The organism is Amycolatopsis keratiniphila subsp. keratiniphila (genome assembly GCF_001620365.2).
Classification (GTDB): domain Bacteria; phylum Actinomycetota; class Actinomycetes; order Mycobacteriales; family Pseudonocardiaceae; genus Amycolatopsis; species Amycolatopsis keratiniphila.
On record NZ_LQMT02000014.1, the window covers coordinates 69,323 to 88,414 of the forward strand.

14 protein-coding genes are annotated in these 19,092 nt (G+C 69.0%); 3 read left to right on the forward strand and 11 right to left on the reverse strand.

Features of this window, described 5'->3' with window-relative positions; genetic code table 11:
- Positions 1-49: 49 nt before the first annotated feature.
- Together AVR91_RS15550 and AVR91_RS15555 are read right to left on the reverse strand one after the other, a co-directional pair.
- Positions 50-1,303: an HNH endonuclease signature motif containing protein gene (locus tag AVR91_RS15550; RefSeq protein WP_076857351.1), complete on the reverse strand. Its 1,254-nt coding sequence runs from the start codon at positions 1,301-1,303 to the stop codon at positions 50-52.
- A 152-nt stretch (positions 1,304-1,455) separates the two neighbouring features.
- Entirely contained in the window at positions 1,456-2,415 is a 960-nt protein-coding gene (locus tag AVR91_RS15555) for a helix-turn-helix transcriptional regulator (protein WP_063271647.1), read from the reverse strand.
- Positions 2,416-2,477: 62 nt separating this feature from the next.
- On the opposite strand from AVR91_RS15555, the gene AVR91_RS15560 reads away from it, so the two are divergent.
- Positions 2,478-2,948, forward strand: coding sequence for a VOC family protein (locus AVR91_RS15560; RefSeq protein WP_016332146.1), 471 nt, complete (start codon positions 2,478-2,480; stop codon positions 2,946-2,948).
- Here the strand turns inward: AVR91_RS15560 and AVR91_RS15565 are convergent.
- The 5 genes from AVR91_RS15565 to AVR91_RS15585 form a co-directional block, all read right to left on the reverse strand.
- Complete coding sequence (locus AVR91_RS15565) at positions 2,940-3,857, reverse strand: SMP-30/gluconolactonase/LRE family protein (protein ID WP_038517668.1); 918 nt, start codon at positions 3,855-3,857, stop codon at positions 2,940-2,942. The genes AVR91_RS15560 and AVR91_RS15565 overlap by 9 nt on opposite strands.
- 173 nt (positions 3,858-4,030) lie before the next feature.
- On the reverse strand, positions 4,031-4,687 hold the full coding sequence (locus tag AVR91_RS15570; protein WP_063271648.1) for a histidine phosphatase family protein: 657 nt from the start codon (positions 4,685-4,687) through the stop codon (positions 4,031-4,033).
- Entirely contained in the window at positions 4,687-5,748 is a 1,062-nt protein-coding gene (locus AVR91_RS15575) for a phosphotransferase family protein (RefSeq protein ID WP_063271649.1), read from the reverse strand. Before AVR91_RS15575 ends, AVR91_RS15570 begins: the two co-directional genes overlap by 1 nt.
- Complete coding sequence (locus AVR91_RS15580) at positions 5,745-6,497, reverse strand: SDR family oxidoreductase (protein WP_063271650.1); 753 nt, start codon at positions 6,495-6,497, stop codon at positions 5,745-5,747. Before AVR91_RS15580 ends, AVR91_RS15575 begins: the two co-directional genes overlap by 4 nt.
- 101 nt (positions 6,498-6,598) lie before the next feature.
- Positions 6,599-7,849 carry a S8 family peptidase gene (locus AVR91_RS15585; RefSeq protein ID WP_083737585.1) on the reverse strand — a complete coding sequence of 417 codons (1,251 nt, stop codon included), beginning with the start codon at positions 7,847-7,849 and terminating at the stop codon, positions 6,599-6,601.
- A 261-nt stretch (positions 7,850-8,110) separates the two neighbouring features.
- On the opposite strand from AVR91_RS15585, the gene AVR91_RS15590 reads away from it, so the two are divergent.
- Positions 8,111-9,061 carry a hypothetical protein gene (locus tag AVR91_RS15590; RefSeq protein ID WP_143254012.1) on the forward strand — a complete coding sequence of 317 codons (951 nt, stop codon included), beginning with the start codon at positions 8,111-8,113 and terminating at the stop codon, positions 9,059-9,061.
- On the opposite strand, the gene AVR91_RS15595 is transcribed toward AVR91_RS15590, so the two are convergent.
- Positions 9,058-10,692: an acyl-CoA synthetase gene (locus tag AVR91_RS15595; protein ID WP_063271651.1), complete on the reverse strand. Its 1,635-nt coding sequence runs from the start codon at positions 10,690-10,692 to the stop codon at positions 9,058-9,060. The two genes, AVR91_RS15590 and AVR91_RS15595, sit on opposite strands and share 4 nt — an antisense overlap.
- A 150-nt stretch (positions 10,693-10,842) precedes the next feature.
- Here AVR91_RS15595 and AVR91_RS15600 point away from each other — a divergent pair, with 150 nt between their 5' ends.
- Entirely contained in the window at positions 10,843-12,549 is a 1,707-nt protein-coding gene (locus AVR91_RS15600; RefSeq protein ID WP_063271652.1) for a bifunctional 3'-5' exonuclease/DNA polymerase, read from the forward strand.
- Between the two features lie 179 nt (positions 12,550-12,728).
- Here AVR91_RS15600 and hrpA read toward each other — a convergent pair whose 3' ends face one another.
- The 3 genes from hrpA to AVR91_RS15615 all read right to left on the reverse strand — a co-directional run bounded on the left by hrpA (position 12,729) and on the right by AVR91_RS15615 (position 19,068).
- Entirely contained in the window at positions 12,729-16,613 is a 3,885-nt protein-coding gene (gene hrpA / locus AVR91_RS15605; protein WP_063271653.1) for an ATP-dependent RNA helicase HrpA, read from the reverse strand.
- A 69-nt stretch (positions 16,614-16,682) separates the two neighbouring features.
- Positions 16,683-17,846, reverse strand: a complete 1,164-nt coding sequence (locus AVR91_RS15610; protein ID WP_063271654.1) for a lactate 2-monooxygenase — start codon at positions 17,844-17,846, stop codon at positions 16,683-16,685.
- Between the two features lie 13 nt (positions 17,847-17,859).
- Positions 17,860-19,068, reverse strand: a complete 1,209-nt coding sequence (locus AVR91_RS15615; protein WP_063271655.1) for a cation:proton antiporter — start codon at positions 19,066-19,068, stop codon at positions 17,860-17,862.
- Positions 19,069-19,092: the final 24 nt, after the last annotated feature.

The following is a 19,092-nucleotide window of genomic DNA, read 5'->3' on the forward strand; positions in this document are numbered from 1 at the left end:
GCATGCCGAGGGGCCCGTCGCCTGGGCTGGCTGGCGGGCTCCTCGGGGTTCAGACGTGATGAAGCGTGTTACGCCGGGGATGTCGGAGCGGATCCCGGTATTGAGGTGGGATGAACTCCGGTAACCCATCGGCCGCCATGCGTACTTCCCAGTCACCGTGGTGGATCAACCGGTGATGAAAACCGCAGAGCAGCACCAAGTTCCGGAGATCGGTCGGTCCGCCGTCGGCCCAGTGCTCGATATGATGAGCGTGGCAGTTCTTGGGCTTCCGATGACATCCTGGGAAGGCACAGCCCCCGTCGCGGATGTTCAACGCTCGGCGTTGGCCGGGCGTGACGAATCTTCGCAGGCGCCCCATATCCAGCGGCTCACCCGAAGCACCCATCACGACCGGCAACATCAAGCAGTCGCAGGCCGCCAGCCGAGCTTCCCGCGCGGTCATCGTCCCGACAAAGTCCAGGCACGCGGTCCCGAGACCGGACTTCAACTCCTCCAGCCCGATCGTGACGTGCACCAAGGTCCGGTAGCCGCTGGTTCCCGGCTGATCCGGGCAGGCGATCGCCAGATCGAGGAGCTCGGCCCAGGCGTCGCCCATGCGTTCGCACTTCATCCGCAGATCCGCCTGACCGAACTCGTCGACCGGGCGTGGCTGGGCGTGTGCTTCCAGCGCGGCCGCTGTCCGGGCGCCGGTCTCGTCGTCGAGGAGGCCGGTGAGCTTCCAGAAGCCGTCCTTGCGGCGTTCCAGGGTGATCTCGCGACGTGGTTCTTTGGGCTCGGGATCCTTCGGCTCGTTGCCGTCGGGGTTGAGCCAACCCAGCAGTTTCGCTTCGGCTTCGGTGAGCTGGCGGGGTCCGGCGTGTGGGGCGAGGTTCGCGAGGATCTTCTCCGCAGTCTCCCGATCCTCAGCGGAGGTGTCGACCGGGAGCCGCTTCAAGATCTCCAGGATCTGATCGATCCGCTCATCCCCGACCAACCCCTGAGCAGCGACAGCGGCAGTGCAGGGAGCGACAGGCGGAACCTCCGTGCCATCCAGAGCACGGGTGGGATTCAGCGCAAGAGCCCGCTTCACCACCGCGCCCGCCTCGCCGCGCGACAACCCGGCGATCTCCGCGAACCAGCTGGCCGTGCTGCCGTGCCCGTATAAGTCTTTCGCGCCCCGATTCTCGATCTCCGCCAGAAACTGCCCCAACCCGGTAGTGGCCATGCGAATCACCTGCAAGAACTGCTGCACGCCATGCGCGAGCTCCAGCTTGCCGGCGCGCCACAGCTCCTGCGGCAGTTCGGGGAGGAAGGTCTCGGACACTTCTCCATAATACCGCAAATCCGTCGAACATGTGTTCGTAATTTTCAGCAACAAGCCAACTCGCACCGACAACACTGACGGGTGAAACAGTCACCAACGTCGAATCACCCTGAGCGACTAGCATTTAGCCGACTAAATGCCCCACACCGCAATTAGTCGACTGAATGCGGAGCCAAAGAACCGGCCGCACTCAGCAACCGATCGGCCAGAACCCGGCACCGCTCCCCCAATTCCACCGGCTCGATCACCTCGAACGCATGCCCCAGCACCACCACGTGCATCAGCAGGAAATCGAGATCCCCGGCCCCGCTCAAAACCTCGCACCGCGACCGGCCCCGTTCCCGCACCACCGCGGCCGACGCCGGGATCTGTGAACGCACGACCGGAGCGGGCGCGTGCACCAAAAACCGGGCCTGGTGCCGGTAGACGCGGCTGGCGATGTTCTCCTGCACGTACGCCGCCGCGTCCGGCGCCTCGCGCGGGCGGAAACGCCACGACCGCGCGGAAACCTCGGTCATCTTGTCGACGCGGAAGGTGCGCCAGTCGTCGCGGTCGAGGTCGTAGGCGAGCAGGTACCAGCGCCGTCCCGAGGCCACCAAACGATACGGCTCAACCCGCCGCGAAGCAGAGCCCGACGACGGATACCCGAAAGACGCTTCGACCTCGTCGCGGCAAGCGCGGGCCAGGGTCATCAGCACGTCGGGATCGATCGGCGCGCGGCTTCCGTCGAAGGCCACCACCGAGCCGGACAGCGCGCTCACCTCGTGCCGCAGTCTGGTCGGGAGCACCCGGTCGAGTTTCGTCAGAGCCCGCAGCGCGGCTTCCCCGCTGCCCGCGCCGGCGAGCAGCGAGACCGCGGTGGCGATCGCCTCCTCGTCGTCCAGCAGCAACGGCGGCATGTCGTGGCCGGGCCCGAGCTGATAGCCCCCGCCGACCCCGTTGCTCGCCTGCACCGGGTAACCGAGCGCGCGCAGCCGCTCGACGTCACGGCGGATCGTGCGCGGCGTGACCCCGAGCCGCTCCCCCAGCTCCGGGCCGGTCCACACGGCACGCTGCTGCAACAGCCCGAGCAGGGTGAGCACCCGCTCGGTCGTCCCCCGCTCGTCCTCCATGTCACCCACTCTGCCAGAGATAGCGGACCGATCCTGTCCGCTAGGCGTGTCACAGTGATCCCATGAACCGCAAGAGCCGCGAATTCCAGGTCAGCTTCGACGCCCTCGACCCGAAAGCCCTGTCCACCTTCTGGCGCGACGCGCTGGGCTACGTCCACCCCGGCCCGCCCGGGGTCGAAGTGCCCGAGGGCACCGACCCGCTGGACGCGTGGGACGAGTTCCTCGAGCGGGTCGGCGTGCCCGTGGATCAGCGCAACAGCCGCTCGGCCCTCGAAGACCCGGCGGGCGAAGGGCCGAGGATCTTCTTCCAGCAGGTCCCGGAGGACAAGATCGCGAAGAACCGCGTCCACCTCGACATCCGCGCCGCTCCCGGGCTGCAGGGAGACGAGCGCATGGCGGCGCTCGAAGCCGAATGCGACCGTCTCGTCGCCCTGGGCGCGACGCGAGTGAAGCGCTTCGAGCCCGAGCAGCCGTTGAGCCTCGGCTTCATCGTGATGAACGACCCGGAGGGCAACGAGTTCTGCCTAGACTGACGTCACCGCGATCGCGTTGTCCTCCAGGGAGCCGAAGTAGAGGGTCCCGGCCCGCTCGCGGACGCCGACGAGCACGTGGAACCCGTCGATCTCCCCGCGCAGTTCGTGGACGAGCTTCCCGTCCGGAGTCACGCCCCGCACCCCGCATTCCCGCGCGGGTGCGGGCTGCAGGGCCGTCGGCAGCGCCCGGACCCCGGCCCGCAGCGGCGCGGGGAGCTTCTGCACCAAGGAAAGCGCGGGGACCTTCGGGCTGGCCACGGTGATCCAGATCAGCCCGTCGCTGCCGGTCGAGATGTTGTCGGGATAACCCCACAGATCGTCGACGAGGTAGTCCCGCGTGCCCGCCTTGTCGCCCGTGAGCCACACGCGCGCGACCCGGTAGGCGCCGGTCTCCGCGACGGCCACATAGGACTCGTCGGGCGGCAGCGCGACGCCGTTGGCGAACTGGAAACCGTCCGCGAGCTGCTCGATCTTCCCGTCCGGAGTGCGGCGCAGGAGCCGGCCGCCGCCGGTCTGCTCGATCAGATCGTCGCGCCATTTCTCGATGCCGAAGCGGCGCGACGAGTCGGTGAAGTACACCGTGCCGTCGGAGGCGACGGCGGCGTTGTTGCAGAACACGAAGTCGAGCCCCACCGCCGAAGTCGCCAGCGTGGTGACCGGGCCGCCCGCGAGGGGCATGGTGAGCAGACCGGCCTTGGCGTCGCAGATCAGGAGGTCTTCGCCGTAGAACTCCAGACCCAGCGGACGGCCGCCGGTGTCGCCGAGGACGTCGATCCGCTTGCCGTCCGGCGTGACGCGCAGGATCCGCCCGTCGTCCACGCCGGTGTAGATCCGCCCCTGGTCGTCGACCACGACGTCCTCGGGACCGTGCCCGTTGACCGGGATGACCGTGACCTCGCCGAACGCCATCGCGTGTCTCCTAGTGTCGCGCACCGGAATGCGGTGCATGAGTCGGTGGATCCAGGTTTCCGCTGGCGGTGTTGCCGGTTCGTCCTCGTACCGGGTTGTACTCGGGCGGACCGGCAATGCCGCCAGCGGGAAGCTGGGCCGCCGAATCGTGTGCCGCATTCCGGTGCGCGACACTAGCGATAAGTGAGCAATTGGGCGGCTTCCGCCTCGAAATGCGGATGTTCGTTGAACGACAACAGGGTCACCCCGCCGCGGCCGGACACCAGTTTGGTGATGCCCGCGTTCACGGTGACCCGGTTCAGCTTCAGCAGCCCCGCCTCCGGCGTGCCCATGAGCGCGCCGCAGACCGTCGCGATCACCCCGCCGGAGCTGAAGACGACGGCGTGCTCGCCCTTGCCCAGCGAAGCCACGACATCGGCCAGCGCGCCCTTGACCCGCTCCAGGAACCGAGGCCAGGTCTCGGCACACGGACTCGAATCCCCCGCCGACACCCACGCGTTCAGGGCACCGTCCAATGCGGCCTGATACGCCCGCGAGTCGGTCTGCTGGACACCGGCGGCGTGGTACTTCGCGATGTCGACGTGGTCGTATTCGTTCCAGCGTTCGTCCTCGACGACGGCGATCCCGGAGCCGAGCACCTTCAGCGCCGTCGCGGCCGTGTCCCGTTGGCGGGCAAGGGAACCCGCTCGCGCCTGGGTGAACTCGACGCCGCGCCGGAGCAGTTCCTCACCGACCACAGTGGACTGTTCGAAGCCACGCGGCGAGAGCTGGTCGTAGTTCTCCGCGCCGAACGACGCCTGCCCGTGCCGGACCAGGTAGATCGCGCCCATCACGCGTGTCCTTTCGCGATGATCCGGCGGCAGCGGCCGTCGAGGTAGCCGACGAACTGCCAGAGATCCTTCAGCGCCGGATTGGTCGTCTGCCCCGCGTGGTAGCGGTAGTAGATCTGCTGGATCACCACCGCGAGCCGGAACAGGCCGTACACCTCGTAAAACGTCCAGTCGCCGATTTCGAGGCCGGACCGCTCCGCGTACCGTCGCACGAATTCCTCGCGCGTGTACATCCCCGGCAGGTGCGTCGGCTGGCGACGGCTGAGCTTCATGACGTCGTCATCGTCGTCCTGCACCCAGTACGCCAGGGTGCTGCCCAGTTCCATCAGCGGATCGCCGAGGGTGGCCATCTCCCAGTCGAGCACGCCGACGATGTCGAGATCGTCGTCGAGCACCAGGTTGTCGAGGCGGTAGTCGTTGTGGATCAGGCAGATCTTCACCTCGGACGGCTGATTGTCCTTCAGCCACGCCATCACTTCGGCGCAGTCCGGGACGTTCTCCGTGCGTGCCTTGAGGAACCGCTCCGACCAGCCGCGCACCTGGCGCTCGACGTAACCGGCGCCCTTGCCGAGGTCGGCCAGCCCGGCTGCCTCGACGTCGACGGCGTGCAGCTCGACCAGCCGGTCGACGACCTTGCCGCACAGTTCGCGCGCACTCTCGGGCGACAGGTCGAAACCGGCGGGCAGATCTCCGCGCAGGATCAGGCCTTCGAGCCGCTCCATCACGTAGAAGTCGCCGCCGAGCACGGTTTCGTCGTCGCAGAAGGCGAGAACCTCCGGCACGTAAGGGAAGACAGGCCGCAACGCCTGCTGGACCCGGAACTCGCGACGCATGTCGTGCGCGGACGCGGCCTTGTGCCCCAGCGGCGGGCGCCGCAGGATCAGCTCGCGATCCGGATAGGTCAGCAGGTACGTGAGGTTCGAGGCGCCGCCGGGGAACTGGCGGACCCCGGGCGGCGCATCGCCGAGCCCGGGCACCCGCGCGACCAGCCAGGCGTGCACCGCGGCCGGGTCGAACGAGTCCTCTCCGCGTACCTCGACGGTCTTGTCCGTGACGGTCATCCGAACTTCTTCAGCAAGGGAGCCGGGACGAACGGGAAGAGCTTCGAGAGCACGCTCCACGGCCACGTCGGCACGAACGCCTTCGCCGTCTCGGATTCGATCGCCTTCACCAGCGCCTGCGCGCCCGGCTCCGCCCTGACCGCGCCCGGAAGCTTCGAGATGTCTTCGTTCATCTCCGATTCGATGAACCCGGGATGCAGCGTGGTGACCTTGATCGGCGTCTTCAGCAGCTCGATCCGGGTGCCCTCGGAGAACGACGAGATTCCCGCCTTGGAGGCGGCGTACGCGGTGGCGTTGCCGGGTACGCCACGAAGAGCGAGGAAGGAGGACACGACCACCAGGTGGCCGTTCTTCTGCTTGCGGAAGATGCCGACCGCTGCCTCGATCTGGGCCGCCGCGGCGAGGAAGTTCGTCTGGAGGGTCTCGCGGTTCGCGTCGAAGCGGCCGGTGCCGATCCGCTGTCCCTTGCCGAGCCCCGCGTTCACGATCACGCGATCGAGGGAGCCGAGTTCCTCGCGGAACTCCTCGAAGACGGCGAAGACCTGGTCGTGGTCGTTCACGTCGAGCTTCCGGGTGACCACGGTGATGCCGGGGTACGCCTTCTTGAGCTCCGCGGCGAGGGTTTCGAGCCGGTCGACCCGGCGGGCGGCCAGTGCCAGATTGCGGCCTCTCGCGGCGTACTGCCTGGCCATTCCTTCGCCGAGTCCGGAGCTCGCCCCGGTGATCAGGATGTTCTTCCGCAGCACCATGGGCAGGAGCTTACCCGTTGGTAACAAGTCTGGGATCCCCTTGGACACGGGGCTGCCCCCGGCGCCTGGAGTTCGCCGGGGGCAGCCTGTCCGCGAGGGCCTTACTTGACCTGGAGCAGCTTGTTGGCCGTTCCACCGGTCGGGTTGCTGATCTTGCCGTCCGCGGCCGCGCCGACGAGACCTTCGGCGACCTGGGCCGGGGTGGCGTCAGGGTGCGCCGAGAGGTACAGCGCGGCGGCACCGGCGACGTGCGGCGCGGCCATCGAGGTACCGCTGATGGTGTTGGTGGCGTCGTCACCGGTCGCCCACGACGAGGTGATGTCGACACCCGGCGCGTACAGGTCCACGACCGAACCGTAGTTCGAGAAGCTGGCCTGCTTGTCGGTCTTGTCGCTGGCGGCCACCGTGATGGCCTCCTTCACCCGGGCCGGGGAGGTGGTGCCGGCGTCGGAGGACTCGTTGCCCGCCGCGAGCGCGAAGGTCACGCCCTTGTCGATGGCGCCCTTGACCGCCGCGTCCAGGGCGTCGTCCGCGCCGCCGCCCAGGCTCATGTTGGCGACCGACGGGCCCTTGGCGTTCGCCGCGACCCAGTCGACCCCGGCGACGACACCCTCGGTAGTGCCGCTGCCGTTGGCGTCCAGCACGCGGACGCCGACGATCTTCACGCCCTTGGCCAGGCCGTGGTCCGTGCCACCGATGGTGCCGGCGACGTGCGTGCCGTGGCCGTGCTCGTCGTTGGGGGTGTCGTCGTTGTCGACGAAGTCCTTGCCGCCGGTGGCGCGGTCACCGAAGTCCTTGTGCGAGCCGCGGACACCGGTGTCGATGACGTAAGCGGTGACGTTGTCGGCCTTCACCGGGTAGGTGTACTTGTTGTCGAGCGGAAGGTCCGCCTGGTCGACCCGGTCCAGGCCCCACGACGGCGGGTTGTCCTGGGTCTCGCTGATCTTGAACGTCTTGTTCTGGACGACGTACGCGACCTGCGGGTCGGCGGCGAGGCGCTTCGCGGCGGCCTCGTCGGCCTTGATCGAGAAGCCGTTCAGCGCCGAGCCGAAGGTGCGGGACAGCGTGGTGCCGTACTGACCGGTGAGGCCCTGCGCCTTCGCGGCCACGTTCGCGGTGATCTCGCTCGCCGCGGCCACGCCCTGGCCGACGGCGGTGGGCTTGAGGACGACGATGTAGCTGCCGCCGACCGCGTTGGCCGCACCCGCGCCGCGGATCTCGCCCTGCTGCTCGGCGTTGGCCGCGCCGGCGCCGAACGTGGCGACCGCCGCGGTCACACCGGCGAGGGCGACTCCCGCCACGAGGCCGCTACGGGTCTTTCGGGACTTCAGGTTCTTCCGGGACTTGCTCACTGGTTCCCTTCCTGCCGCACCGTGCGGATCACCCGGGAGGATGATCGTCGTTGAGAGCCATGCAAGCCGGTGCCCAGGTGGGCGGGCAATGATTCACAGTTACCAGTACTAGGCCATACAGAGTAATGACGCTCGTCCGGAAAGTCGTTTTCGCCTGGCAGAAGGCGCCCCTGAAGCGTTACCTCAGACTGTTAAAGTTATTCGTGTTGTTATCAACCGGGCGGTGTCAGGGAACGGCAGACGGGGGCGGTCGGGCAGCATATGGTGGCGGGGAGCGCGGCGGACCGAGTGACCACGGACGATGAGGATCAACCGCGTACCGCGTTCGCCACCGCGTTGCGCTCGGCCATCGCGACGAGCGGCCTGAGCCTCGACCGTATCCAAGCCCGGCTGCTCGCGCGCGGCGCGTCGGTGAGCGTGACCGCGCTGAGTTACTGGCAATCGGGCAAACGTCAACCGGAACGGCAGAGTTCGCTGTCCGCCGTCCGGGTTCTCGAAGAGGTTTTGGCGATCCCCGCCGGATCGCTGCTCAGCCTGCTGCCGCCACCGCGGCCGCGCGGGGCGTCGTCACGCCGCAGCCGGGCCACCACCGAGCAGCCGCTGACCTTCCCGCTCGAAGCGCTCCAGGCGTTGCTGGAGAAGGTCGGCGCGCCCAACGCGCTCGAACAACACCATCAGCTGAAACTCGTCGGCCTGCACGACCTGTGCGAGATCGCCGAGGACGGCGGGCAACGCGCGGTGACCGCGCGGGCGGTGTTCCAGGCGGGCGCGGACGGGCAGGACCGCTGGCTGCTGGTCTACGCCCAGGGCGACCCGGAAGCGGGGCCGCCGGCGCTGAACACGCTGCGCAACTGCCATGTCGGCCGCGCCGAGGTCGACGACGAGCACGGGCTCACAGTGGCCGAACTGCTCTTCGACCGGCCCATCGATCGCGGCGAGACTCACCTGATCGAGTACTCGCTGACCAATCCCGGGCCGCCGTACCCGGAATGCCGGAACACGCATTATCGCGAGTTCCGGCGTCCCGTGCGCGAGTACCTGCTGGAGGTCCGGTTCGATCCGGAGTCCAGCCCGGCGAAATGCTGGCAGTATTCGCGCCAAGGCACGTCGCCGATGGACCGGAAAGAGCTCAAGCCGGACCAGGGCAACGGTGTCCACGCCGTCGCGCTCGACTTCGGCCCCGGCGTCTTCGGCATCGACTGGGAGTACTAGCGCAGCTTGTTGCGCAGCACCTTCCCGGTCGCGTTGCGCGGAAGCTCGTCGAGGAATTCGACGTCACGCGGCACCTTGTACCGGGCGAGGTTCGCCTTGACGTACTCGCGCACGCCGTCGACGTCCAGCTCCGACTTCTCGGCCCGCACCACGAACGCCTTCAGCCGCTGCCCGAACTCGGGATCCTCGACGCCGACGACCGCGGCTTCGATCACGTCCTCGCGTTCGACCAGGAGGTTCTCCACCTCGATCGGGAAGACGTTCTCTCCGCCGGAGACGATCATTTCGTCGTCGCGGCCGTCGATGAACAGCAGGCCGTCCTCGTCGAAGTGGCCGACGTCGCCACTGGAGAGCAACCCGTCGATGATCTCCTTGTTGCGCCCGTCGGTGTAGCCCTGGAAGCTCAGCCCGCTGCCGACGAACACCCGGCCGGTGACATGCGGCTCGGTGATCTTGCCGCCCTTTTCGTCGTACAGCGCCACCTTGCAGCCCACCGGCGCGCGGCCGACGGTGCCCGGTGCCTTGCGCCAGTCCTCGGGTGTCGCGACCGTCGCCACGGCGACCTCGGTGGAGCCGTAGAGGTTGTGCACGACGTCCCCGAACGCGGCGGTCGCGCGGTTCCCGAGATCCGGGGAGAGCGCGGAGCCGGCGACGAAGATGATCCGCAGGCTCGAGGTGTCGTACTTGGCGCGGATCTCCTCGGGCAGGTCGACGATGCGCTGCAGCATCGTCGGCACGAGGACCAGCGTGGTGCAGCGGTTCTCCGCCACCCCGCGCAACGTCTCCTCCGGCACGAACTTGCGCCGCATGACGACCTTCGAACCGAGCGCGAAGGACAGGATGAACTGCGACAACCCGGTGCCGTGGAACAGCGGCGCGCCCATGTAGGTCGCCTCGCCGGTGCGCAGCGGGATGCGGTCGAGGAACTGCGCGGAGGCGAGCGCGGAGGTGTGCGGCCGCGGCGCGCCTTTCGGTGTCCCCGTGGTGCCGCTGGTCAGCAGGATGAACCCGCCGGGTTTGGCGGGCGCGGGCCACGGACGGTCATCGGTGCTGGCGACCAGTTCGGCGACGACCGGGATGCCGGCCGGGCGCGCGGTGTCCGAATCGACCCAGGCGAGGTAGTGCTCGACGTCGCCCTCGACGGCGTCCAGCAGGTCGGTGAACTCCTGGTCGTAGACGAGCGCGGTGACGCCTTCACGCTTCGCGACGTCCGCGAGCTGGGGTTTGGCGAACCCGGTGTTCATCAGCAGCAGCTTGGCGCCGAGTTTGCCCGAGGCGAGCATCGTCAGCACGAGACCGCGGTGGTCACGGCACAGCGCGGCGATCACCGAACCCGGGCCGAGACCGCGTTCGGACCACGCCCTGGCCAGCGCGTTCGACTGGGTGTCGAGCTGTTTGAAGGTCAGCGGGCCCAGTTCGTCGATGATGCCGGTCGCGGTCGGGTCGCGGCGGGCGGCGATCATGTTCGCCCCGGCGAACGGGCCCCACTTCCGCACCATGACCAGCGAACGCAGGCCCTCGTCGACCCGAGGGATCGGGAGCAGGCCCGCTTGCCGCATCACGTCGATGCTGCGCACGGTCTCGGTCACCTTGCCCGCCACCAGGGTGGCGAGGCCGGTGGGGTTTCTCATCCGGGCACCTCCGTTGCTGCTGCGGCGAGACACCATGCCACCGGCGGTTCGCGTACCGGCGGTATGGGGTTGCTACTCGACAGTAGCCGACCGATAGCGCAGGCGCACTAGCCGTCTGGTGACAGAAATGTCGGAGGGAACCACCACAATGTGAGTGTGCAGGCGATCGCAGGTCAAGAGGAGGATGGCGACTTCGCGATCGCACTTTCCGGGCAGCCGCCGCGGCGCGGCCTGAAGCTCGCGGAGTTCGTCCGCGAAGTACGGAGTTTGGAGGCAGAGCATTCACCCCGTTGGGTGTTCCCGTCGGTCGAAGGGACGTACCCCGCGCTGATCAAGGCGGGCGTCCGGGTGCGGCGCTGCCACGACCTGACCTTGATCGAGGGATTGCTCCTGGCCCACGAGGGGCGGCCGCAGGAGTCGCGAAGCCTGCGCGCGGCGTTGGCCAGGGCGAACGGGCAGGAGGCGCCCGCCGACGAGCCGCCGCTCTGGGCCGAGGACGACCAGCCGACGCTGTTCGAGACGCGCGGCCCGCGGCTGCCCGCCGGCGTCACGGTGATCGACGCGGCGCGCCGGGTGCTGGCCGAGCAGGAGAAACGGGTCGCGCTGACCGATCATCCGGAGCGGCTCCGGTTGCTCTTCGCGGCGGAGTCGGCGAGCGCGCTGGCGGCCGCGGAGATGTCGGCCGACGGGCTGCCGTGGCGGGCGGACCTGCATTTGGCGCTGCTCGCCGAGCAGCTCGGCCCCCGCGTCCCGGCCGGGCACCGGCCGAAGCGGCTGGTCGAGCTGGCGGCGAAGATCAGCGACGCGTTCGGCGGACGCCCGGTCAACCCGGATGCCCCGGCCAGCGTCGTCCGCGCGCTCGGCCGGGAGGGCATCGAGGTCTCGTCGGCGAGGAAGTACCTGCTGCGCGACATCGACCATCCCGCCGTCCCGCCGCTGCTGGAGTACAAGGAACTCGCGCGGCTGCATTCGGCCAACGGGTGGACCTGGCTCGACGAGTGGGTGCGCGACGGCCGGTTCCGGCCGCATTACGTCGTCGGCGGGGTCGTCTCCGGCCGCTGGGCGAGCCGGGGCGGGGGCGCGTTGCAGATCCCGAAGGTCCTGCGGACCTGCGTCCGGGCCGATCCGGGCTGGAAGCTGGTGGTCGCCGACGCCGCGCAGCTGGAGCCGCGGGTGCTCACGGCGTTGTCCGGGGACCGCAAGCTGGCCGACGTCGCCGCGGCCACTGATCTGTACGCGAGCCTCGCGGAGGCGATGTTCTCCGGCGTGCGCCGGGTGCCGGTGCCCGCGTGGGACGACAGGGACGACCGGGACCGCGCGAAGATCGCGATGCTGTCGGCGATGTACGGCGGCACGTCCGGGGAGGCCGGCCCGCTGCTGGCGTTGCTGCGGACCAGGTTTCCGGACGCGGTGTCCTATGTGGAGCGTGCCGCGCAGGCCGGGGAACGCGGGGAGCGCGTCCGCTCGCGGCTGGGCCGGACGTCGCCCGCGCCGTCGGAGGCATGGCGGGCGCTGACCGGCGGCGTCGCGGCGGACGAGGCCGGCGAGCTGAAGGCGCGCCAGGCGTCCCGTAACTGGGGCCGGTTCACCCGCAACTTCGTCGTGCAGGCGAGTGCGGCGGACATGACCGCGGTCCTGCTGGCGACCCTGCGCGGCAGGCTCCCCTCCCCCGCGCACCTGGTGTTCTTCCAGCACGACGAGGTCCTGGTGCACACCCCGGCCGAGTTCGCCGACGAGGTCTCGCAGTCCATTGTGGACAGCATGGCCGAGGCGGCTCGGCTGCTCTTCGGTGACGCCTGCCCGGTCCGGTTCCCGCTGCACATCGCCGCCGTGGACACCTACGCCGACGCCAAGTGAGTTCCGCCTCCAATCACGCGAGTTCGCCGTTCAATCACGCGAGTTCGCCGTCTGATCACGCGTGTCGTCCGTTCAATCACTTGAGTTCGCCATTCCCTGCCGCGGAGCGCGTGTGATCAGGCGGCGAACTCGCGTGATCAGATGGACGACACGCGTGATTGGGGGCGTAACTCGCGGGATCAGGCGGAGGCGGCGTCGTCCAGGGCCTTGATGACGCGCTTCAGCGAGACGGGGTGGGCGGTGCCCAGGGTCTGGGCGAAGAAGCTCACCCGCAGTTCCTCGATCATCCACCGGATTTCCCGCAGGGCGGGCGACGAAGTGCCCGGCGGCAGCGCGTCGAGGGCGGCCTGGTACTCGTTGCGGAGCCAGGCGATGTCGCCGGTGCGCTGGATGTCCCGGGTCGGCTCGGTCGGGAGCTTCTCCAGCCGCCGCTCGATCCCCCGCAGGTACCGGACGACGTGCTTGAGCCTGTCCTGCCCGGTTTCGGTGACGAAACCCTTGTGCACCAACCCGTCCAGCTGCGCGCGGATGTCCGCGAGCGAGTCCTTCGGGCCGCGCGTGTCGGCCAGCCGCGTTTCGACGTCGTTCGCGGCACGCAGGATCTTCTCGACGTTGGTCAGCACGTCGAGCACCCCGGCGTTCAGCCCGGCGCGCACCTTCTCCAGCAGGACGGCGAATCCGGCCTCGTCCCAGCGCGGTCCGCCGTTGTCGGCCACGAGCTTGTCGACAGCGCAATCCACGCAGTCTTCGAGCAACGCCGCCACCGAGCCGTGCGGATTCCGGTTCAGCACGAGTTTCGACGAGTTGCCGAGGCTGCGGGTGATGAACTTCATCGGCGACGGGATGTTCAGCCGCAGCATCCGCCGCGTGCCCGCCCACATCGACTGTTCCTGCTGGCCCGGCGTGTCCAGCAGCCGCACCGCCACGGAACCGCCTTCGTCCACCAGCGCCGGATACGCCTTGACGTCGTGCCCGCGCTGCTTGCTCGCGAACACCTTCGGCAACTCGCCGAAAGCCGGCGTCGTCAGGCCCTCGCGCTCGATGCTGTCGGCGGCCTTCGAGATCGTCGCGCGCACCTGGCCGCTCAGGTCCCGTTTGAGCGCCTCGATGTCCTTGCCCTCGGACACCTTCTTGCCGCGGACGTCGACGACGCGGAACGTCATCTTCAGATGCTCGGGAACCGTCGACAGCTGCCAGGCGTCGTCCGGGATCACCACCCCGCGCAACGCTTCCAGCTCGTCGGCGACGGCGTGCAGCAGCGGCCCGTCGGCCGGGCCGACCCGCGACAACACCAGCTTCGCGTGATCGGGCGCCGGCACGAAGTTGCGCCGGATCGCCTTGGGCAGCGACTTGATCAGCTGCGTCACCAGTTCTTCACGCAGGCCGGGGACCTGCCAGTCGAAACCGTCCGGGGTCACCTGGTTCAGCACCGGCAGCGGGATGTGCACGGTGACACCGTCCGCGTCGGCACCCGGCTCGAACTGGTACGTGAGCTTGAAGGTCTGCGTGCCCTGCGTCCAGAAGTCGGGGTAGTCGGCCTCGCGCACGCCGCCCGCGGTCTCGTTGATGAGCATCGTCTTCTCGAAGCTCAGCAGATCCGGCTGGGTGTGCCGCGCCTTCTTCCACCAGCTGTCGAAATGCCGCGCGGAGACGACGTCGGCCGGGACGCGCTGGTCGTAGAACTCGAACAGCGTCTCGTCGTCGACGAGGATGTCACGGCGGCGAGCCCGGTTCTCCAGGTCCTCGACCTCGTCGAGCAGCGCGCGGTTCTCGCGGAAGAAGTGGTGCCGCGTCTCCCAGTCACCCTCGACCAGCGCGTGCCGGATGAACAGCTCGCGGCTGACCTCGGGATCGATGCGGCCGTAGTTCACCCGGCGGTCGGCGACGAGCGGGACGCCGTACAGCGTCACCTTCTCCTTCGCCATCACCGCGCCCTGCTTGCGTTCCCAGTGCGGCTCGGAGTAGTTCCGCTTCACGACGTGCCCGGCGAGCGGCTCGACCCATTCCGGCTCGATCCGCGCGTTGACCCGGCCCCACAGGCGCGAGGTCTCGACGAGTTCGGCCGACATGACGAACCGCGGCTGCTTCTTGAACAACGCCGAACCCGGGAACACCGAGAACCGCGCCCCGCGCGCGCCGAGGTAGTCGCCCTTGGCCGGATCCTTGAGGCCGACATGCGACAACAGCCCGGCGATCAGCGACGTGTGCACACGTTGCGGATCGGCCGGGCCGGAGGTATTGAGCGTGATGCCGAGCGGTTTGGCCAGCTGGCGCAGCTGGCTGAAGATGTCCTGCCATTCGCGGATGCGCAGGTAGTTCAGGTACTCGTTGCGGCACATCCGGCGGAACTGGTTGGTGGACAACGCCTTCTGCTGCTCGCTGACGTACTCCCACAGGTTGAGGTACGCCAGGAAGTCCGACGTCTTGTCCGCGAACCGCGCGTGCTGCTCGTCCGCCGCCTGCTGCTTCTCCGCGGGCCGCTCGCGCGGGTCCTGAATGGACAGTGCGGCGGCGATGATCATCACTTCGCGGACGCAGCCGTTGCGCGAGGCCTCCAGCACCATCCGCGCCATCCGCGGGTCCACCGGGAGCTGCGCGAGTTTGCGACCGGTTTCGGTGAGCTTCTTGCCGTCGGACATCTCGAACGCGCCGAGCTCCTGCAGGAGCTGGACACCGTCGGTGACCTGACGGCGATCCGGCGGCTCCACGAAGGGGAACGCCGCGATGTCGCCGAGGCCGAGCGAAGTCATCTGCAGGATGACCGAAGCGAGGTTGGTCCGCAGGATCTCCGGATCGGTGAACTCGGGCCGCGCGTCGAAGTCGTCCTCGGAGTACAGGCGGATGCAGATACCGTCCGACGTCCGGCCACAGCGGCCCTTGCGCTGGTTCGCCGATGCCTGCGACACCGGCTCGATCGGCAGCCGCTGCACCTTGGTGCGATGGCTGTAGCGCGAGATCCGCGCGGTGCCCGGGTCGACGACGTACTTGATACCCGGCACGGTCAGCGAGGTCTCGGCGACGTTCGTCGCGAGCACGACGCGGCGCCCGGTGTGGCGCTGGAACACCCGATGCTGGTCCGACGACGAAAGCCGCGCGTACAGCGGCAGGATCTCGGTGTTCCTGAGATCCTGTTTGGACAGCGCGTCGGCGGCGTCGCGGATCTCCCGCTCGCCGGAGAGGAACACCAGGATGTCTCCGGGGCCCTCGTGCTGGAGCTCGTCGACGGCGTCGCAGATGGCCTGTGTCTGGTCCCGGTCCTGATCGGCGTCCGGATCGTCCGGGTCGATGATCGGCCGGTAGCGGACCTCGACCGGATACGTCCGGCCCGAGACCTCCACGATCGGCGCGTCGTCGAAATGCTTGGAGAACCGTTCCGGGTCGATCGTCGCCGAGGTGATGATCACCTTGAGGTCGGGGCGCCGCGGCAGGAGCTGCTTGACGTAGCCGAGGATGAAGTCGATGTTGAGGCTGCGCTCGTGCGCCTCGTCGATGATCAGCGTGTCGTACTGGCGCAGCATCCGGTCGGTCTGGATCTCGGCGAGCAGGATGCCGTCGGTCATCAGCTTGACCAGCGTGTCCTGGCCGGACTGGTCGGTGAACCGGACCTTGTAGCCGACGGTCTCGCCGAGCTCGGTGTCCAGCTCGGAGGCGATGCGATCGGCGACCGTGCGCGCGGCCAGCCGCCGCGGCTGCGTGTGCCCGATCTGGCCCCGGATGCCGCGGCCGAGCTCGAGGCAGATCTTGGGCAGCTGGGTCGTCTTCCCCGACCCGGTCTCGCCCGCGACGATCACCACCTGGTGGTCGCGGATGGCCTCGGCGATCTCGTCCTTCCGCTGGCTGACGGGCAGCTCTTCGGGGAACGAGATCTTCGGGACGCTGTCCCGCCTGCGGGTGATCCGGAGTTCGGCGGCCTCGATGTCGGCCTCGATCTGCGCGGCGATCGACTCCGCGTCGCGGGCTTTGCGGGCACCGTCGAGCCGGCGCCGGAGGCGGTGCTCGTCGCGCGACATCAATTCGGGCAGGCGAGCGCGCAGGGCGCCGAGCGGGGAAGGTTGAGAAGCCATGACCGGCACCAGGATAGCCGTGCGTGACGATCCGGGCCTCCGAATATGCCGGAGGCGACACCGCGCTGGTCAGGAGCGGGTGAGCGAGCCCGGCGTGAGGTCGGCGAGCCGCCGGTGCCCGGACAGGCCCATGGTCAGGTCGAGGTCGGCGAGCAGGCTCCGCAGCACGTGCCGGACGCCGTCCTCCCCCGCGAGCGCCAGACCGTACACCCACGGCCGCCCCACCAGCACGGCCTTGGCCCCGAGCGCGAGCGCCTTGGCGATGTCGGCGCCGGTGCGGATACCGGAGTCGAACAGGATCTCCAGCCGGTCGCCGACCGCGGCCACGATCTCCGGGAGCGCGTCGAGCGACGCGACCGCGCCGTCGACCTGGCGGCCGCCGTGGTTGGACACGACGATCCCGTCCATCCCGGCCTCGACGGCGCGGCGCGCGTCGTCGGGGTGCTGGATGCCCTTGAGCACGATCGGCCCGTCCCAGTGCTCGCGCAGGAACGGCAGCCGGTCCCACGTGCTGTCGGTGCCGGTGATCATCGAGATCCAGCGCAGGATCGCGGTGGGCGGGTCCTCCTCCGGCGTCTTCTCCAGCAGGCCGCGGAACACCGGGTCGCTCAGCGGGACACCCAGGCCCTCGCCCTTGATGAACGGCAGGTACGCGTGGTCGAGGTCGTTCGGCCGCCACGCGAGGGTCCAGGTGTCGAGGGTGACGACGAGCGTGGTGAACCCGGCGGCCTTCGCCCGCGCCAGGATGCTCGCGCAGACGTCGTTGTCGGTCGGCCAGTACAGCTGGAACCAGCGCGGCCCCTCACCACTGGCCTCGGCGACGTCCTCGATGCTCGTGGACGACGCCGTCGACATGACGTAGGGCAGGCCGACCGACGCCGCGGCACGCGCGGCCGCCGGCTCGGCGCCCTCGTGGACGATCGACTGCACGCCGACCGGCGCCAGCAGCACCGGCGCCGGAACGGGCGTGCCGAGGACAGTGGTGGACAGATCGCGTTCGGTGGCGCCGGTGAGCATCCGCGGCACCAGGCGCCAGCGGTCGAAGGCCTCGCGGTTGGCCCGGGCGGTGGCGCCGGAACCGGCCGAACCGGCGACGTACCAGAACGGCCCGGGCTCCAGGATCTCCCGCGCCGACTCCTCCAGTTTCGTGGCGTCGGTGGAGCACGGCGGGAAGGTCCCGCCAAGCCCCTGCAGGTAGATCTCGTTCTGGTAGCCGCCGAACCGCTCCGTCACCAAGGCCTCCTCGTCACGTCGCCCTGGCCGGCTCGTCGCGGCGGGTCGCGCCTCGGACAATACTCGCCGGTAGCAACCAGGCGAGCTTCTCGGAACGGATGACCGCGACTGGACCGATCACGGCCAGCAGCAGGACGTAGCCCGCGACGAACGGCGCGACCCGCGAGTCGAGCCCGGCCGCGGTCGCCATCGCCGCGAGCACCAGCGAGAACTCGCCCCTGGTGAGCACGGTCAGCCCGATGTTCACCCCGGCCTGGCGATCGAACCCGTTGACCCGCGCGGCCAGCGCGCCCGCGCCCAGGTTCAGCACGATCGTCAGCGCCACCGCGATCAGCACCGGCACGACCACCGAGCCGACCGCGTTCGGATCGATGCTGAGCCCGAAGATGAAGAAGAACAGCGCGCCGAACGCGTCCCGCAGCGGCAGCACCAGCTTGTGGATGCGCGGCGCGACCTTCGAACCGCCGAGCATCATGCCGACCATGAACGCGCCGATGGCGTCGGACACCCCGACCTCCTCCGCGACGGCGGCGCCCATGACCGCGACACCGACGAAGCAGACGGTGAGCAGTTCGTCGTCGGCCGAACCGAACAGCTTCGACACCACCCGGCCGCCCCAGCGGGCGAGCGCGGCCATGACGATCAGGAACGCGAAGGCCTTGCCGAAATCGGCGAGCGCCGAGCCGAAGCTCCCGGCGCCGGACAGCACCGGCTGCAGCAACGCCAGGTACAGCGCGAGGAAGATGTCCTCGATCACGATGATGCCCATGATCAGCCGGGATTCGGGGTTGTTCATCCGGCGGGATTCGAGCAGGAGTTTGGTGACGATCGCCGACGACGAGATACCGATGGCACCGGCGATGACCAGCGCTTCCCTGGTCCCCCAGCCGAGCAGGAAGCCGAACGCGAGCCCGCCGCCGATGTTCAGGATCAGGTAGATCAGCCCGGACCAGACGAGTTTGCGCCCACCCTTGGCCAGGTCGTCGAGGGAGAACTCGAGGCCGAGGTAGAACAGGAGGAAGACGAGGCCGAGCCCGGCGAGCACACCGAGTTCGGCTGGATCGTCCACAAGGGACAGTCCGGGGGTGTTGGGGCCGAAGACGAAACCGGCCAGCATGAACAGGGGGATGGTGGGCAGCCCGATACGGGCGCCGGCTCTGGCGATGACACCGGCGGCGAGGAACGCACCGCCGACGGCCAGCAGGGCATGACCGGAACTCATGGAGACCTCCGATGGATGGCTGAT

Bases quoted from the DNA above. Each gene is read 5' to 3' on its own strand.
- AVR91_RS15570 (WP_063271648.1), bottom strand. From the start codon at position 4,687: ATGGGCGCGATCTACCTGGTCCGGCACGGGCAGGCGTCGTTCGGCGCG.
- AVR91_RS15575 (WP_063271649.1), bottom strand. From the start codon at position 5,748: ATGACCGTCACGGACAAGACCGTCGAGGTACGCGGAGAGGACTCGTTC.
- AVR91_RS15565 (WP_038517668.1), bottom strand. From the start codon at position 3,857: ATGGCGTTCGGCGAGGTCACGGTCATCCCGGTCAACGGGCACGGTCCC.
- AVR91_RS15595 (WP_063271651.1), bottom strand. From the start codon at position 10,692: ATGAGAAACCCCACCGGCCTCGCCACCCTGGTGGCGGGCAAGGTGACC.
- AVR91_RS15560 (WP_016332146.1), top strand. From the start codon at position 2,478: ATGAACCGCAAGAGCCGCGAATTCCAGGTCAGCTTCGACGCCCTCGAC.
- AVR91_RS15590 (WP_143254012.1), top strand. From the start codon at position 8,111: ATGGTGGCGGGGAGCGCGGCGGACCGAGTGACCACGGACGATGAGGAT.
- AVR91_RS15615 (WP_063271655.1), bottom strand. From the start codon at position 19,068: ATGAGTTCCGGTCATGCCCTGCTGGCCGTCGGCGGTGCGTTCCTCGCC.
- hrpA (WP_063271653.1), bottom strand. From the start codon at position 16,613: ATGGCTTCTCAACCTTCCCCGCTCGGCGCCCTGCGCGCTCGCCTGCCC.
- AVR91_RS15555 (WP_063271647.1), bottom strand. From the start codon at position 2,415: ATGGAGGACGAGCGGGGGACGACCGAGCGGGTGCTCACCCTGCTCGGG.
- AVR91_RS15580 (WP_063271650.1), bottom strand. From the start codon at position 6,497: ATGGTGCTGCGGAAGAACATCCTGATCACCGGGGCGAGCTCCGGACTC.